This window comes from Cobetia sp. 1CM21F, assembly GCF_023161745.1.
Taxonomy (GTDB): domain Bacteria; phylum Pseudomonadota; class Gammaproteobacteria; order Pseudomonadales; family Halomonadaceae; genus Cobetia; species Cobetia amphilecti.
Genome location: NZ_JALNTQ010000004.1, coordinates 1 through 16,929, shown reverse-complemented (window position 1 = coordinate 16,929; position 16,929 = coordinate 1). Strand labels below are relative to the sequence as shown.

Here is a 16,929-nt window from a genome sequence, read left to right as displayed (position 1 = left end):
CACTCAAGGCGTCGGCAGTGACGCCGGCCTCAGTGATGGAGAGATTGCTCATGAATCACGAGACACAGCACACGGCATCCTTTACGACCTCGTCCAGAAAGCCCCTCAAGACCGCCGCGACGGTGGCGCTCGGCGCCTGGTTGTTCGGCGGCGTCGCCCAGGCCGCCACCGAGGTGGAAATGCATCGCGTCAGCAGTGATGGCGTCGGTGAGTCCGTCGGCAGTGTCATGGCCGAGGATACCGACGATGGTCTGCTGCTGACGCCGAAGATCGAGGGGCTCGAGAGCGGCATCCACGGCTTCCACCTGCATGCCAATGCCAGCTGCGAACCGGCCGAGAAGGAGGGCGAGACCGTCGCCGCCGCCGCGGCAGGTAGCCACTTCGATCCAGAAGAGACCGGCACCCACCAGGGGCCCTACGGTGATGGCCACCTCGGTGACCTTCCGGCACTGAGCGTCGATGCCGCTGGCAAGATCTCGCTGCCGGTGCTGGCACCGCGCCTCAAGGAAAGCGATCTCAGCGGCCATGCGCTGATGATCCACTCCGGCGGTGACAACTACACCGATACGCCCAAGCTGGGCGGTGGCGGCTCGCGCGTCGCCTGCGGTGTAGTTGACTGATGTGTGGTCGACTGAACGGTGATCGACAGATCTGCGGTAGTCTGGTCTGTGGTCGATTGATCATCCTGCCGAGATGACATGAAAAAGCCCCGCCAATTGGCGGGGCTTTTTCATGTCACAACGATACAGCAGATGTCAGTGCAACTTGCCGGGGTCCAGAATGCGCACCGGCTGAACCTCATCGCTCGCCGGCGTCTCGCGGGGGTCGCTCACGCGTGTGGAAATCTCGGCGAGGGTCGGCGGTTCCTCGATGGCTTGCTGTTCGAAGAAGTCGCAGGACACGCAGTCACGGTAGCGGGTCTCGTTCTGCTCCCAGGTGCGCAGGCGGTCCATTGCTCCGCAGCGCGGGCAGACGGCACCGGCGATGAAGCGCTTGATGGTAGACATGGTGCCTCCAGTCAGGGTCAGGGTAGGTCTGGCAATCCCGCCTCGGGCGGATGATGCGCCATATGATACGCCCCCGACCGGTAAAGGTCAGGGGCGCATGGTCAGCGGCTCGTGGTCAGGCTTGCGCCATCACGAGGCGGGGCGAGATCAGGCCGCCTGGGCACCGATGCCGGAGTGACGCAGCAGGGCATCGACCTGCGGGTCACGGCCACGGAAGGCGCGGAACAGCTCGGCGGCGTCACGCGAGCCACCGCGTGCCAGTACCTCGTCACGGAAGCGTTGGCCGGTGGCGGTATCGAAGACCGCGCTTTCCTCGAAGGCACTGAAGGCGTCTGCCGACAGCACCTCGGCCCACTTGTAGCTGTAATAACCCGCGGCGTAACCGCCGGCGAAGATATGGCTGAAGCCATTCTGGAAGCGATTGAACTCGACCGCCGGCACCACGGCGACCTTGCTGCGCACCTCGTCGAGCAGCGCCTGGACATCGCTGGCCGACGGCTTGTCGAGCTCATGATGCAGACGGAAGTCGAACAGCGAGAACTCCAGCTGGCGGACCATGGTCATCGCTGCCTGGAAGTTGCGGGCTGCCTGCAGGCGCTCGAGCATGTCGTCGGGCAGACGCTCACCGGTGTCGACGTGACGTGCGATCAGATCCAGCCCTTCACGCTCGTAGCAGAAGCTCTCCATGAACTGGCTGGGCAGCTCGACGGCGTCCCAGGCCACGCCATTGATACCGGAGACTTCGGCGACTTCCTGACGGGTCAGCATGTGATGCAGGCCGTGACCGAACTCGTGGAACAGCGTGACCACTTCATCGTGGGTCAGCAGTGCCGGGCGATCGCCCACCGGGCGGGTGAAGTTGCAGGTCAGGTAGGCGACAGGCAACTGCAGGCTGCCATCCTCGCGGCGACGACGGACGCGGCACTCATCCATCCAGGCACCGCCCCGCTTGCCTTCACGCGCGTAGAGATCGAGATAGAAGCCGGCGATCGGGGTGTCATTCTCGATCACCTCGTAGTAGCTGACGTCCTCGTGCCAGACCGGCACTTCGCGCTGCTTGAAGGTGATGCCGTAGAGGCGGTTGACGACCTCGAACAGCCCGTCGATGGCCTGCGGCGCCGGGAAGTAGGGGCGCAGCTGCTCCTGATTGATCGCGTAGCGCGATTCGCGCAGCTTCTCGCTGGCGTAGCCGACATCCCACGGCTGCAGGTCGTCGATGCCGAGGCTCTCGGTGGCGTAGGCCGCCAGCTCGTTGAACTCTTCACGCGCCTGCGGCACGGCGCGGGTGGCGAGGTCATCCAGGAAGGCGATGACCTGCGCCGGCGAGTCGGCCATCTTGGTCGCCAGCGACAGCGAGGCGTAGTCGTCGAAGCCGATCAGCGCGGCCAGCTCCTGACGCAGGGCCAGAATCTCCTCGATCACCGGGCCGTTGTCGAACTCACCGGCGTTGGGGCCCTTCTCCGAGGCGCGCGTGACGAAGGCGGTGTAGACCTCCTCGCGCAGCTCGCGGTTGTCGGCATAGCTGAGCACCGGGAAGAAGCTCGGGAAGTCCAGGGTGATGCGATAGCCTTCCAGCCCCTTGGCTTCGGCATTGGCCTTGAGCGCTTCAAGGCCGCTTTCCGGCACGCCCGCCAGCGCCTCTTCGCCGACATCCTTGTGCCAGGCCTGGGTGGCATCCAGCACATGGTTGGAGAAGGTGTTGGAGAGCTCGGACAGGCGCGCCTGGATCTCGCCGTAGCGCTGCTTCTTGTCTTGCGGCAGGTCGACACCGGCGAGGCGGAAGTCGCGCAGGCTGTTGGTGATCGCCTTCTGCTGGGCTTCATCGAGGCTTGCGAACTCATCGCTGTCCGCGAGGCGCTGATAGGCCGCGGCCAGGTCGCTGTTCTGACCCACCCAGGTGGAGTAGGCCGACAGCTTGGCGAGGCAGGCCTGATAGGCCTCGCGCAGCTTGGGCGAGTTCATGGTCGAGTTGAGGTGCGATACCGGCGACCAGGCCTGGCTCAGGCGATCACCCAGCGCTTCCAGCTGCGCGGCGAAGTTGTCCCAGCGCGTGTCATCGCGGGTGGCCTCGATCAGGCGCTCGATCTCCTGCTGGTTGTGCTCCAGCAGCTCGCTGATCGCGTCCTCGACATGCTCGGCCTTGAGGGTGTCGAAGGGGGGGAGGGTGTTGCGTTCTAGCAGGGGATTGATCGACATCATGTACCTCGCGTCATTCGGGTGGGCGGCAGCGGTGAGCGGTAAAGGAGAACTTGCGCATCAATTGCGCCGTGAAAACGGCGTCACCGCTGCCGCGGGGATACCTAGAATGTGAGGCCTCGGCGCGTGTTATTCAATCTATCGCCTCGATAGGCGGGTGTTGCCACGCGCATGTCGCATTGGCCGAGGCCGGTACGGCTGCTATCTTGCTGGCCTTGGCCCCTGAGTGGGGCCCGTATCCTTCCCCCGTACCGAGACCACGAGAGCAGACATGAGCGAAACCACCGAACGCTGGGGCAGTCGCCGAGCCTTCATTCTGGCCGTGACCGGCGCCGCCGTCGGGCTGGGCAATATCTGGCGCTTCCCCTACATGACCGGTGAGAACGGCGGTTCGGCATTTCTGCTGCTGTATATCGGCTTCGTGCTGTTGCTGGGGCTGCCGGTGATGATGGCCGAGATCATGATCGGGCGCGCCGGACGCCGCGGACCGATGCAGGCGCTGGCCCATCTGGCCGTCAGCGGTGGCCGCACCCCGCACTGGCGCTGGCTGGGACTGTTCGGCGCCATCACCATGTTCTTCATCCTGTCGTTCTATTCGGTGGTGTCGGGCTGGTCGATCGAGTATCTGGTCGATTCGCTGAAGGGTGACTTCAGCGGCATGAGCCCGCCGGAGATCGGCGCTTCCTTCGGTGCCTTCCTGGAAGACCCGGTCACGATGACCTTCAACCACACCGTCTTCATGCTGATGACGATGAGCGTGGTGGCCGCCGGCATCTCTTCCGGGCTCGAGCGCCTCAACAACCTGATGATGCCGCTGCTCTACGTGCTGTTGCTGGCGCTGGCCGGTTACAGCATCAGCACGCCCGGCTTCGGCCCCGCGCTGAGCTGGCTGTTCATGCCCAACCCGAGCGCCATCACGCTGGACGTGATGCTCAATGCCATGGGGCATGCCTTCTTCACTCTGGCGGTCGGTGCCTGTGCCCTGATGGCCTACGGCGCCTACATGCCGGAGCGCCAGAGCCTGCCGACGGCCGCGATCGCCGTGGCGGCGCTGGATATCGGTGTGGCGCTGCTGGCGGGTATCGCCATCTTCGCGGCGGTCTTCAGCCAGGGCATGGACCCGGCCTCCGGCCCCGGCCTGATGTTCGTCAGCCTGCCGATCGCCTTCGCCAATCTGCCGGGTGGCAGCGTGCTGCTGGCGCTGTTCTTCCTGCTGTTGTTGCTGGCGACCTGGACCAGCTCGATCAACATCGCCGAGCCCATCGTCGAGGTGCTGGAGGGCTGGGGTCTCAAGCGTCGCCACGCGGCGCTGGTGGTCGGTGTCTCGGTGTGGGCGATGGGGCTGTTGTCGGTGCTGTCCTTCTCGAGCCTCAAGGACGTGCACGTGCTGGGCGAGATGAATGTCTTCGATGCGGTGACGACGATTCCGCCGGACTTCTTCCTGCCGATCGGCGGGCTGCTGATCGCCATCTTCGCGGCCTGGGTGATGCCGCAGAATCGTGCGCTGGCAGGCCTCGGCACCTCGCGTGGCTTCTTCCGCATCTGGCGTTGGGTGCTGCGCTGGATCTCGATTCCGCTGGTTGTCGTCGTGCTGGGCTGGAGCTTCTTCAAGTAAGCGCGCCTGCGCAATCGGTACGTGAATCTGGCGTTGAGTCAGCGCGCGGCGTGGCGCGATGCGTGGGGCATGGCGAGCCTGCAAGCGGGGCGTCGGGACGGGGTGTCGAAAACATCGCAACGCGAGTCAGGCCGTTGCGCTATTGGCATCCCGGTGTTTGGCGCAGTAGGCTGGTTGCCTAATTCAGGAGGTAAGGCATGAGCATTAGATCCTTCAAGGGCCTGACGCCGCGACTGGGCGAGCGGGTTTTCGTCGATCCGGCCAGTGTGGTGCTGGGTGATGTCGCCCTCGGGGATGACAGCTCGGTATGGCCGCTGGCGGTGATTCGCGGCGACATGCACCGTATCCGCATCGGCGCGCGCACCAGCGTGCAGGATGGCGCGGTACTGCATATCACCCACGCCAGTGATTTCAATCCGGGCGGCTATCCGCTGGAAATCGGCGATGACGTCACCATCGGCCACAAGGCCGTGTTGCATGGCTGCACCATTCACGACCGCGTGCTGGTCGGCATGGGCGCCATCGTGATGGACGGCGTGGTGGTGGAAGATGAAGTCATCATCGCGGCGGGTGCGCTGGTGCCACCGGGCAAGCGTCTCGAGGGCGGGCATGTGTATGCCGGCAACCCGGCCAAGGCACTGCGCCCGATCAAGGACAGTGAGCGTGAGTTCTTCACCTATTCGGCGGTGAACTACGTCAAGCTGAAGGATCAGCATCTGGCCGAAGACTACGTCGACTGAATCTCCCTCGCACAGAGCGGCAGACGCAGCAATGATCACTCCCCCGTTGGCTCAGGCCGGCGGGGGAGTGCTCGTTTCAGGGCCGGATTTGCCGCAAGCCAGGGGCGGATTTTCCATAAGCCAGGATCGGTTATTCCACGAGCTTTAGAAGGCAGATGTGGCAGTGGCGCGCACAAACCAGGACAAGCCATTGTTTTTCATGAAATGCTTGCGTCATAATCTGGACGTATATCCAGTGCCAGCGTGTGGCGTCTGGTCCAGTGACATCGTCGAGGGCTCGCGACCCGTATTTCATGGCCAATTTTCGTACCCATATCACCGTAGCGGCCTTCGCCGGCGGCATCGTCGCGGCGGCGGGCTGGCAGGGCGGCCTGTGGTCGCTGGCGGAGGGGGTTCCGCTGGCGAGCCTGACCACCTTCGGCGGTATCCTGCCGGATATCGATTCCGACAACTCGCGTGCCATCCGTATCCTGTTCACGCTGTTTGCGGTACTGGCGACCATGGCCTGCGTGCTGTTGCTGCAGGACCGCCTGCTGGCGGGGCCGCTGATGATGGCAGGCGGCGCCACCTATCTGGGCGTGCGCTATGTGGCCAGCGCCATCTTCAAGCGCTTCACCGTCCATCGCGGTATCTGGCACTCGCTGCTGGCGTCACTGCTGTGCTCGCTGGGCGTGACGGCCGCCAGCCTGCATGTGCTGGGCCAGAGTGAAGAGCAGGCCTGGTGGCAGGGCGCGGCCCTGTTGTTCGGCGCCATGATCCACCTGCTGCTCGATGAGATGTACAGCGTCGACATGGTCGGCGCACGCCTGAAGCGCAGCTTCGGCACCGCCTTCAAGCTGTTCGATTATCGTGAGCCGGGCAACTCGCTGGCGATGGTGGCGGTGATCGCCGCCATGACGCCCTGGCTGCCGCCATTGTCGGTACTGGTGGACATCATGCACCTGCAGGGGCCGCTGTCCGTGTTCGGCGCAGGCCTGTCACGGCTGATGGCCGGCGTCTGATGCCGTCTGGCTGAAGACCGGCGCGAATCTCAGTTGCTGTTGTGATGCCTTGGTTGTGATGCATCAGGCACGATAGGGCTCGGCGCTCAGGCCGTGCTTCTTGAGCTTGTCGTAGAGTGTCTTGCGCGGCAGGCCCAGCCGTTCGCAGGCCATCACCACCTGACCTTTGCTGGCCGCCAGGGCTTCGCGAATCAGCGCGGCCTCGAACGCCTCCATGCGCTGCGGCAGCGATTGCGCCTGCGTGGCTGCCTTCACGTTGTGCTCCAGTTCCCCCAGCTCGCCTGATTCCCCCGGTGCGCCTGAAGCATGCCGCTCGCCCGTGCCGGCGGTGATGCCTTCTCTGTCCGTCTCTCCTGTGGCTTCCGTGCTGTTCACGGCCGGGCCACTCGTGCCCGCGGTGAGCGGTCGCCCTTCCGCCATGCTGTCGCCGATGTTGCCCTCCAGTCCGCCCAGCAGCACATGGCGTTCCGCACAGTTTCTCAGCTCACGCACGTTGCCCGGCCAGTCATGCGCCAGCAGTGCCTGCAGGGTGGTGGCGTCCAGCGGCGGGACTTCCAGACTGGTGCGTTCGCTGGCCAGAATCGCGAAGTGCCGGAACAGCTGCAGGATATCCTCGGCATGCTCGCGCAGTGGCGGCAGATACAGCGTGACCACGTTCAGGCGGTAGTAGAGGTCTTCGCGAAACTCGCCGGCGCTGGCCGCTTCGCGCAGATCCCGCTTGGTGGCGGCGATGACGCGGATATCGATGGGGCGTGGTGTATTGCTGCCGAGTCGCTCGATGCTGCGCTCCTGCAGCACCCGCAACAGCTTGATCTGCAACGACATCGGCATCGATTCGATCTCATCGAGAAACAGGGTGCCGCCGTCGGCGTGTTCCAGCTTGCCGATGCGGCGCTCGCTGGCACCGGTGAAGGCACCTTTCTCATGGCCGAACAGTTCCGACTCGATCAATGTCTCCGGCATGCCGCCACAGTTGAGTGCCACGAAGGGCTTGCTGGCGCGGGCGCTGCGCTCGTGCAGGCAGCGGGCGACACGGTCCTTGCCGGCGCCGGTCTCGCCATACAGCAGGGTGTCGGCATCGACCGCCGCCAGGCGTGACACCTGAGCATCCAGGCGCTGCATGATGTCACTGCTGCCGACCAGCCTGGGGCCGGCGCTGTTGCGCTGGGTATCCAGCTGTTCGCGCAGCGAGCGGTTCTCCAGCGCCAGCCGGCGAGCGGCCACCGCACGCCGCACGCCATCGAGCATGCGCTCGCGATCGAAGGGCTTCTCGATGAAATCCCAGGCACCGGCCTGCATGGCCGCGACGGCGGTATCGATGTCGCCATGCCCCGTCATCACGATCACCGGCAGCTCGTCATCCACGGCATGCGCCGCGTGCAGCAGGCTCAGGCCATCCATGCCCGGCATGCGAATGTCCGTGACCACCACACCCTCGAAGGGCGCTTCGGCGCGCAGGATCGCCAGTGCCTGCTCGGCACTGGCCAGCGGGCGAGTGCGGTAATCGGCCAGCATCAGGCTCTGGCTCAGGCTGTCGCGCAGGTGTGGTTCGTCATCCACCACCAGCACCTGCATGTCGGTATTCGTGACGTCGCTCATGACGGCTCCTGTGAATGGTTGGCGGTGGGTGGCATCGACGGATGTGAGGGTGTCGGCTGATGTGAGGGCGTCGAAAGTGAGGGCATCGAGAGTGCCGGCAGCGTCAGCCGGAACAGTGCGCCGCCCAGCGGCGAGGGATGCGCCTCTAGAGTGCCGCCGAGGTCGGCGACGATACGCGCGCTGATCGATAACCCCAGCCCGAGCCCCTGGCCGTCGGCGCGCTGGGTATAGAAGGGTTCGAACACGCGCGCCAGTTGCGATGGCTCAAGGCCGGGGCCGTTGTCGTGGACTTCCAGCACGACCTGATTGCCGGCGCTGCCCGCTTGCTCATGCAGGTTGAGCTGGATGCTGGGGGGCTCCGTGCGCTCCGGGGGCATGTCGGCAAGCGCATCCAGTGCATTGCCGATCAGGTTGACCAATACCTGCTCCAGACGTACCGGCTCGGCGCGCACCCGCGCCAGCTTTGGACTCGCTTCGCGAATGAGGGTCACGCCGAGTGCCTCGCAGCGTGCATGCAGCAGGCGCAGGGCGTAGTCGAGGCTGGTGGTGAGATCGATGGCCTCCAGACGGTCACCGCTCTTGCGTGAGAACTGACGCAGTTGCGCGCTGATCTCGCCCATGCGCTGGGTCAGCTCGGTGATCTGGTGCAGATTGCTCTCGACCTGGGAGGTCTGGGCGCGGGCGAGGAAGGCGCTGGCGTTCTCGGCATAGGCGCGGATGGCGGCCAATGGTTGATTGAGCTCGTGATTGATGCCGGCGGCCAGTTCCCCCAGCACCGCCAGCTTGGCGGTCTGGATCAATTCATCACGCGTCTCGCGCAGCTCGCGTTCGGCGCGGGTGCGCTCCTCGACTTCGGCACTCAGGCGCGTGTTGCTGGCGGCGAGGTCGCGGGTGCGCTCGACCACCCGTTGCTCGAAGGCATCGCGTGCCTGGGCGAGTTGTTCGGCCTGGGCACGGCGTTCGCTGACATCGAAGACCGTGACCAGCCAGCGCGGACCGTTGGGGCTGGGCAGCGGCGAGCAGGAAAGCTCCAGTGGCACCGCGACACCTTCGCGCAGGCCATGCACTTCCAGTGGGCCGACGGAGCGGGCCTGGGTCAGGCGGTCCAGCAGGTGGCGCTCGGCCGGCAGGAAAAGCTCGCGCAGATCACGCCCTTCGCGGGCGCTGGGCTGGCGGGGTGAGTCGCCCGGTGAGGCATCGGCACTCAAGGGCGAGCCGAACAGCGCGATGGCCGTCGGATTGAGATACACCAGCCGCACCCGCTCATCGAGGATGCACAGGCCAGCCTGAGTGCGGTCGATGATGCCGCGCACCCGTTGCTGGCTGCTGGCGAGATTCTGGCGCTCGCGCTCGGCGAACAGGCGACGCTCACGCAGGATGCGCAGTCGCTGCCAGCCCAGCCCTGCCAGCAGACACAGCAAGGCATAACCACCGGCCGCGAGTCCGGCCGCTTGCCAGATACCGCTGCGCAGCGGTGCCAGTGGCTTGAGCACATGCAGGCGCCAGCCGATGTCCGGCAGTGGCTGGGACAGGCTCAACCAGGCGTGCTGCCAGAGGTCGCCCGGTGTCAGCTGCAACAGCTCGATGGAGGTCGTGTCGCGGCGCGACTCAAAGGGCGAGCCCAGCAGCTCCGGTAGCGCCTCGCGATGATGCAGGCGCAGTGGGCGCAGGCGCTGATTGGCGTAGCGCTGGGTGTCGAGCAGCCGGTTGCGTGTCTCCTCGCTGAGTGGCTCCAGCGTGCGCAGTACCCGCTGCGCCTGGCTGGCGATGAAGATCACGCCATGCGGATCAGTGACCATGATGTCGGCATTCTGGTCGAGCCACGCCGCCTCCAGCGCCTCTATCTGCACCTTGACCACGGCCACGCCACGTCGTCCCTGGGGGCTGGTGACGGCAGCGCTGAAGAAGTAACCGCGCTCACCGGAGCTGGTGCCCAGCCCGTAGAAGCGCCCCTCGCCGCCGTTGATGGCGTCTTGCCAGTAGGGGCGGAAGCGATAGTTCTGGCCGATGAAGGTATTGGCGGAACGCCAGTTGCTGGCGGCGATGGTCGTGCCGGTGTCATCGACCAGATAGAGGTCCGAGATGCCGGCCAGCTCACGCATGCGGTCCAGGCGCTGATTGAGCGCCACTTCCGCGCTGGGGTCTTCTGGGTGATCGAGAAAGTCGCGCAGCTGGTCATTTTCTGCCACCAGTCTGGGCAGATAGGCGTGGCGATTCAGCTGGCCACGCAGGCTGGCGGCGGTCAGACGCAGTTCGTTGTCTGCCTCATGCCCCAGGCGCTCCAGACCCTCGCTGCGCGCCATCGAGACCGCCTGCCACACGCACAGCATCAGCCCCAGCGGTAGCACGACCGCCAGTACGAGACGCCACAGCTGGGGCAGGCGCGTGTCCTTCATCGGCAAGCCTTCATGTTCAGGCCCTCATCTCAAGCACTGCATATCCGGAACTCCATATTCAGCCAGAGCGTCATGACTGAGCGTCATGAGCCATCCGGCGCCGCCTGGGCACGGCGCAAGGCGCGCTGGGCACGGCGCAAGGCGCGCTGGGCACGAGTCTCGGCGCGTTCCAGTTCCAGCAGTGAATCCTCGACGAATACCAGGTGCTCATGGGCGGCGTTGCGCGCATCTTTGGCGCGGCCTTCCATGATCGCCTCGAACAGGCTGCGGTGCTGCTGAATCAGGCGCGGGCGTGATTCCGGCTTCTCGAACAGGTGGCGCAGGTTGGCCACGATGCTCTTCTCCAGCAACTGGAACAGGCTGCGCATCGAGTGCAGCAGCACCACGTTGTGCGCGGCCTCGGCGATGGCGAGGTGGAAGGCGGCATCGGCGCCGGCCTCGCGCTCCGGGTCACGTCCCTCGAAGCTCTTCTCCAGGTCCTCGAAGCGCTGGCGCAGCATTGCCTTGTCGGCAGGTGTGGAGCGCATGGCGGCGTAGTAGGCGCTGATGCCCTCCAGCGCATCGCGAAATTCCAGCAGGTCGAGATTGAACTCGCCGTGGCGACCCAGCAGCGCGCTGAGCGGGTCCGACCAGGCGCGCGCCAGCTCTTCAGAGACATAGGTGCCGCCGCCCTGGCGTGAGGTCAGCAGTCCGCGCGCGGCCAGCTTCTGGATGGCCTCCCGCACGGAGGGGCGCGAGACCTCGAACTGCTCGGCCAGGGTGCGCTCCGGTGGCAGGCGCTCGCCGGGTTTCAGGCTGCCCTCGATGATCATGCTTTCGAGGCGCTCGGTGAGTACATCGGCGATACGGGGTTGGCGGACAGGGGCGTAACGCATGGAAGTGTCCTTGCGGCAAAGGTGAAAGGCGGCGCCGAACGCTGGAATGCCGGTGTGCGGCATGCAAAAGAGGGGCGCTTGCGGCGCTGCCGATGATCAGTGTGGCCCGTGGGCATTCCACGCCACAGCCGACATTGGTCTTACCAATATGTGTGATAACCACGCCTCGCATGGGAGATAAGTGCTATCAATAATTGGTAAGACCAATTTTACGCAATGAAGCTGCTTTGACCAATGTCTAGATGCCTTGCACCACATGATGTTTGACCCCTTTCGAGGCGACGCCTAGATTATGCCGAAGTACAGCAGGGTAAATTGGTATTACCAATTTATCGGAAGGCCTGACCCCAAGGGTGCGCCGACCCCCGAGTCCTTCACTGCCGTGCCAGACAACAATCACAACAATTCGCCTGCGGAGTTTCCGTCATGTCCGAGCCACTGCTGGCCTTGCTGGCCTTCACCCCTATCCTGCTGGCGGGCATCCTGCTCGTCGGTCTGCAATGGCCCGCGCGTCGCGCCATGCCATTGGTCTTTCTCGTCACCGCTGCCATCGGCTATTTCGTATGGCAGATGTCGCTGACGCGCATTCTGGCCTCCACGCTGCAGGGGCTGATGGTGACCGTCTCGGTGCTGTGGATCATCTTCGGCGCCATCTTCCTGCTCAATACGCTCAAGCATTCCGGGGCGATCGCGGTGATCCGCGGCGCCTTCACCACCGTCAGTCCCGACCGACGCGTACAGGCCATCATCATCGCCTGGCTGTTCGGCAGCTTCATCGAGGGGGCTTCCGGCTTCGGTACGCCTGCGGCCATCGCGGCGCCGTTGCTGGTCGCCATCGGCTTCCCGGCGCTGGGGGCGGTGATGGTGGGCATGATGATCCAGTCGACGCCGGTATCATTCGGGGCGGTGGGCACACCGATCGTGATCGGCGTGAATGCGGGCCTCGACAAGGCCAATCTCGGTGAGCAGCTGCTGGCGAACCATTCCAGCTGGGAGGCCTTCATGCAGCTGATCACCTCGGAGGTCGCCATCGTGCATGGCATCGTCGGCCTGCTGATGCCGCTGTTCATGACCGTGATGATGACGCGCTTCTTCGGCGCGAAGAAAAGCTGGAGCGAGGGGCTGTCGATTGCGCCGTTCGCGCTGTTCGCCGGCCTGTGCTTCACGCTGCCCTACGTGGCGGCGGGTATCTTCCTCGGCCCGGAATTCCCGTCACTGATCGGCGCTCTGGTCGGCTTGATCCTCGTGGTGCCAGCGGCGCGTGCCGGCTTTCTACTGCCGAAGGACAGCTGGGATTTTCCGCCCGAGGCCGAGTGGCCCAAGCATTGGCTGGGTGACCTGACGCTGGAGCGTGATGATGTCGAGGCCGCCGCGGCAGGCAGAAAGCCGCTGCCACTGTGGCTGGCGTGGTTGCCCTATGGGCTGATCGCGCTGCTGCTGGTCGCCTCGCGCGTATCGAGTGACTTCAAGGGCTGGCTGGTCAGCGTGCAATTCAGTGCCACTGACCTGCTGGGTGCCAGCGGTATCTCCGGCGCGATACAGCCGCTCTATCTGCCGGGCGGCATCATGGTCTTCGTGGCCCTGATCACGCTGCTGCTGCATCGCATGGCCTCTCGCCAGCTGGTGGCGGCGGCCAGCGAATCCTGGCGCACACTGGTCGGCGCCGGCTTCGTGCTGGTGTTCACCATTCCGATGGTGCGCATTTTGATCAACTCCGGCGTCAATCTGAACGACCTGGCGTCCATGCCGGTGGTGATGGCGGACGTGGTGGCTGACAGTCTCGGTCAGGCGTACCCGTTGTTCGCCTCGGGCATCGGCGCGCTGGGCGCCTTCATCGCCGGCTCCAATACGGTCTCCAACATGATGCTGTCCCAGTTCCAGTTCAACGTCGCCGCCCAGCTCGGGCTGTCGGGAGCGCTGATGGTGGCGCTGCAGGCGGTCGGGGCCGCGGCCGGCAACATGATCGCCATCCATAACGTCGTGGCGGCCTCGGCGACCGTCGGTCTGCTGGGGCGTGAGGGTCGTACCCTGCGCATGACGGCGATTCCGACCGCCTACTATCTATTGGCCTCCGGCGTGCTGGGCATGCTGGCGTTCCACCTGTTGGGTCTGAGTGATCCGCTGCTGCCGTAAGCGTGATCCGTGCTGACTGATACCCTGAAAGACATCCTGACTGACTGATAAAGAGACTGGCCATGACCGCCGCTGCTGCCCCTGACTCCACTGCTCACCCTGCCATGGGCGGGCATGCCTCACCCCAGGCGCGTGCTGCTGCCTATGACGCTCTGCGCGAGGCGTTGGCGCAGCACATTCCCGGTGAGCGCCTGATCCATGATCCGCTGCGCACCCTGGCCTACGGCACGGATGCCAGCTTCTATCGGCTGGTGCCGCAGCTGGTGGTGCGGGTGCATGACGAGCAGGAGCTGGGGCATGTGTTGCGCGAGTGCCGGGCGCGCAAGTTGCCGGTGACCTTCCGTGCGGCAGGGACGTCACTGTCCGGTCAGGCGCTGACGGATTCGGTGCTCATCCAGCTGGGCGGTGAGTGGCGAGGGGCGCAGGTGCTGGAGCAGGGCAGTCGCATCTGCCTGCAGCCGGGGGTGATCGGGGCGCGTGCCAATCAGCTGCTGGCCCCCTTCGGGCGCAAGATCGGCCCGGACCCGGCTTCGATCAACAGCTGCATGATCGGTGGCATCGCGGCCAACAATGCTTCCGGCATGTGCTGCGGCACGGCGCACAACAGTTATCGCACCGTCGAGGACCTGCGCGTCATTCTCGCCGATGGCACCTGCCTGGATACGGCCTCGCCGGAGAGCGTGCAGGCCTTTCGCGCCAGTCATGGTGGTCTGCTGGCGGAGCTGGAGCGCATGGCGGCCAGTGTGCGCGCCGACCCTGAGCTGGCCGAGCGCATCCGCCACAAGTATCGGCTCAAGAACACCACCGGCTATAGCCTCAATGCGCTGGTCGACTATGCCGATGGTCTCGAGATTCTCAAGCATCTGATGATCGGTTCGGAAGGCACGCTGGGTTTCATCGCCTCCATTACCTATCGCACCGTGATCGAGGAGCCGCACAAGGCGGCGGCGCTGGTGTACTACCCGAACATCGATGCGGCCTGTCGCGCCACCATGCTGCTGAAGACGGCGCCGGTCGCGGCGGTGGAGTTGATGGACCGCGCGGCGCTGCGCTCCGTCGAGGACGCACCGGGCATGCCGGACGTGTTGCGCACCCTGCCGGGAGAGGCGGTCGCGCTGCTGGTGGATGTGCGGGGCGCGCATCATCAGGAGCTGGAGGCGCGCATGGCCGAGGTTGCCCGCGTGCTGGAGGGCATCGAGACCTGCGAGTCGTGGGCCTTCACTCAGGATGCGCAGCGTTATGCGCTGTACTGGAAGATCCGCAAGGGGCTGTTCCCGGCGGTCGGTGCAGTGCGTGACCTGGGGACCACCGTGATCATCGAGGATGTCGCCTTCCCCATCGAGCGGCTGGCGGAAGGCGTCGGTGCACTGACGGAGGTCTTCCAGCGGCATGGTTACTCCCAGGCGATCCTGTTTGGCCACGCGCTGGAGGGCAATCTTCATTTCGTCTTCCCGCAGGGCTTCGAGCGCGAAGGCGAGGTGGCGCGCTATCAGGCGCTGATGGATGACGTCGCGCAGCTGGTGGGGCAGGAATACGGTGGCTCGCTCAAGGCCGAGCATGGCACCGGTCGCAACATGGCGCCTTATGTAGAGCTTGAGTGGGGCAAGGATGCCTATGCCCTGATGTGGCGTATCAAGGAGGCCTTCGATCCGGACAACCTGCTCAACCCGGAAGTGATCCTGACGCGCAACCCTCGCCTGCATCTGGAAAACCTCAAGCCATTGCCGGCGGCGGACCCGCTGGTGGACCGCTGCATCGAGTGCGGATTCTGTGAATCGGTCTGCCCGTCGAAGAACCTGAGCCTGACGCCGCGCCAGCGTATCGTCATCCGGCGTGAGATCGCACGCCTGGCAGCGCTCGAGGCACCGGATGATGCACAGCGCGACCAGCTGGCAGTGCTCAGGAAGGAATACGCCTATCAGGGCATGGAGACCTGTGCGGGCGATGGCCTGTGCGCGACCCAGTGTCCGGTCGGCATCAATACCGGTGATCTGATCCGGGGGCTGCGTCATGAGGAGAACGCCGGTGCCGATCATCCAGGCAAGGTGAAGGTGGCGCATTGGGCCGGTGAGCACTTCACGCGTGTCACCAGCGGCATGCGTGGCGTGCTCAGGCTGGCGGATGGGCTGCATGGTGTCGTCGGCACGCGCAACATGCGCCGCCTGACCCAGGCTGCTCGCAAGGTGTCCGGCGACAGGGTGCAGCAATGGACTCCCAGCATGCCGGCCGCCGCTCCGCGTGATTATCTCAAGCGTCTCGCGCAGCCACTGGGGCGCAGTGCAGCGCCTAATGGGCATGTCGTCTACTTCCCGTCCTGCGCCACGCGTGTCTTCGGGGTCGCTGCTGATGATCGCGATCCGCGCAGTGTCACGGAAATGGCGCTGGCCTTGATGGACAAGGCCGGCTTCGAGGTCGTGCTGCCGAAAGGGGTGGAGGCGCTGTGCTGTGGCATGGCCTTCCAGTCCAAGGGGCAGTTCGAGGCGGGAGATGCCAAGGCCGCCGAGTTGGCAACGGCGCTGGTGGAGGCGAGTGGCGGCGGACGGCTGCCGATCTTCTGTGATACCAGTCCGTGCCTGGCACAGGCTCAGGCCTATGCACGCGAGCATCTCGAGGTGTCGCTGACTCTGGTCGAGCCGGTGCAGCTGGTGCTCGACTATCTATTGCCCTATCTCTCGATCACACCGCTCAAGGCGAAAGTCGCGGTGCATGTCACCTGCTCTAGTGTCCGCATGGGGTTGGCAGAGCAGTTCGTGGCGCTGGCGCGGCAGTGCGCCAGTGAAGTCGTCGTGCCGGAAGAGATCACCTGCTGCGGCTTCGCAGGCGACAAGGGCTTCAGTACACCGGAGCTCAATGCCTCGGCATTGAAGGGGCTGAAGGAGGTAGTGGCCGATTGCGACTACGGGGTTTCCAACTCGCGCACCTGTGAGATAGGGCTGAGTGAGCACTCCGGGCTCAGCTATCAATCGATTCTCGGTCTGGTCGATAGAGCATCGGCACCAAGGTGATGGGAGGCGTTCGAGATGCATGACACCCTGATGACAATCTCTTGAAAAAGCCCTTGCCCTCACGGCGGTTCGTGCGTAAAGTACGCATCCGCTGCCGGGGACGCATGGCGTTACCAGCGGTGAAAGAGGTTTGCAGGTGGTTGTTTTGCTTGATGTTTTTGAAGTCCGCTTCGAATTCATCGATTGACAATCCCGGGCGATTCGCTAGAATACGCCGCACTCCTTACGGAACAGGTGATCGAGCAACGCTCCTCACCGCTTGATGATGCTTAGAGGCAGTCGACGGACTCATCATCAAGTGCTTGACTTCTCAAGCGTTCCGGGTAGAATATGCCTCCTCGCTTAACAGCGACGCTCTTTAA

The 16,929-nt window shown here is 64.7% G+C and carries 11 protein-coding genes; 6 read left to right on the top strand and 5 right to left on the bottom strand.

What is annotated here, in order from left to right:
- Nucleotides 1-50: 50 nt before the first annotated feature.
- Nucleotides 51-620, top strand: a complete 570-nt coding sequence (sodC, locus tag MSG32_RS13300; RefSeq protein WP_248380201.1) for a superoxide dismutase [Cu-Zn] SodC — start codon at nucleotides 51-53, stop codon at nucleotides 618-620.
- 135 nt (nucleotides 621-755) lie between these two features.
- Here the strand turns inward: sodC and MSG32_RS13295 are convergent, their stop codons facing one another.
- On the bottom strand, nucleotides 756-1,007 hold the full coding sequence (locus MSG32_RS13295; RefSeq protein ID WP_043335719.1) for a YheV family putative zinc ribbon protein: 252 nt from the start codon (nucleotides 1,005-1,007) through the stop codon (nucleotides 756-758).
- Between the two features lie 147 nt (nucleotides 1,008-1,154).
- Nucleotides 1,155-3,203, bottom strand: coding sequence for an oligopeptidase A (gene prlC / locus MSG32_RS13290; protein WP_248380191.1), 2,049 nt, complete (start codon nucleotides 3,201-3,203; stop codon nucleotides 1,155-1,157).
- 271 nt (nucleotides 3,204-3,474) lie between these two features.
- Between prlC and MSG32_RS13285 the strand changes: the two genes are divergently transcribed.
- The 3 genes from MSG32_RS13285 (at nucleotide 3,475) to MSG32_RS13275 (ending at nucleotide 6,559) form a co-directional block, all read left to right on the top strand.
- On the top strand, nucleotides 3,475-4,818 hold the full coding sequence (locus MSG32_RS13285; protein WP_216061189.1) for a sodium-dependent transporter: 1,344 nt from the start codon (nucleotides 3,475-3,477) through the stop codon (nucleotides 4,816-4,818).
- Between the two features lie 197 nt (nucleotides 4,819-5,015).
- Nucleotides 5,016-5,558: a gamma carbonic anhydrase family protein gene (locus tag MSG32_RS13280; RefSeq protein WP_043335714.1), complete on the top strand. Its 543-nt coding sequence runs from the start codon at nucleotides 5,016-5,018 to the stop codon at nucleotides 5,556-5,558.
- A gap of 293 nt (nucleotides 5,559-5,851) precedes the next feature.
- Nucleotides 5,852-6,559 carry a metal-dependent hydrolase gene (locus tag MSG32_RS13275; protein ID WP_052384803.1) on the top strand — a complete coding sequence of 236 codons (708 nt, stop codon included), beginning with the start codon at nucleotides 5,852-5,854 and terminating at the stop codon, nucleotides 6,557-6,559.
- Between the two features lie 63 nt (nucleotides 6,560-6,622).
- On the opposite strand, the gene MSG32_RS13270 is transcribed toward MSG32_RS13275, so the two are convergent.
- From MSG32_RS13270 to MSG32_RS13260, 3 genes are all read right to left on the bottom strand, one after another.
- Nucleotides 6,623-8,158 carry a sigma-54 dependent transcriptional regulator gene (locus MSG32_RS13270; protein ID WP_248380189.1) on the bottom strand — a complete coding sequence of 512 codons (1,536 nt, stop codon included), beginning with the start codon at nucleotides 8,156-8,158 and terminating at the stop codon, nucleotides 6,623-6,625.
- Nucleotides 8,155-10,554 (bottom strand): ATP-binding protein, encoded by a 2,400-nt coding sequence (locus tag MSG32_RS13265; protein WP_248380187.1) that lies wholly within the window; start codon nucleotides 10,552-10,554, stop codon nucleotides 8,155-8,157. The genes MSG32_RS13270 and MSG32_RS13265 overlap by 4 nt, the downstream gene beginning before the upstream one ends.
- Nucleotides 10,555-10,637: 83 nt before the next feature.
- Nucleotides 10,638-11,429 (bottom strand): FCD domain-containing protein, encoded by a 792-nt coding sequence (locus MSG32_RS13260; protein ID WP_248380185.1) that lies wholly within the window; start codon nucleotides 11,427-11,429, stop codon nucleotides 10,638-10,640.
- A gap of 426 nt (nucleotides 11,430-11,855) precedes the next feature.
- Between MSG32_RS13260 and MSG32_RS13255 the strand changes: the two genes are divergently transcribed.
- Together MSG32_RS13255 and MSG32_RS13250 are read left to right on the top strand one after the other, a co-directional pair.
- Complete coding sequence (locus MSG32_RS13255; protein ID WP_248380182.1) at nucleotides 11,856-13,562, top strand: L-lactate permease; 1,707 nt, start codon at nucleotides 11,856-11,858, stop codon at nucleotides 13,560-13,562.
- A gap of 62 nt (nucleotides 13,563-13,624) precedes the next feature.
- The gene (locus MSG32_RS13250) at nucleotides 13,625-16,567 is read left to right on the top strand and encodes an FAD-binding and (Fe-S)-binding domain-containing protein (protein WP_248380180.1); all 2,943 of its coding nucleotides are present in this window, start codon (nucleotides 13,625-13,627) and stop codon (nucleotides 16,565-16,567) included.
- Nucleotides 16,568-16,929: the final 362 nt, after the last annotated feature.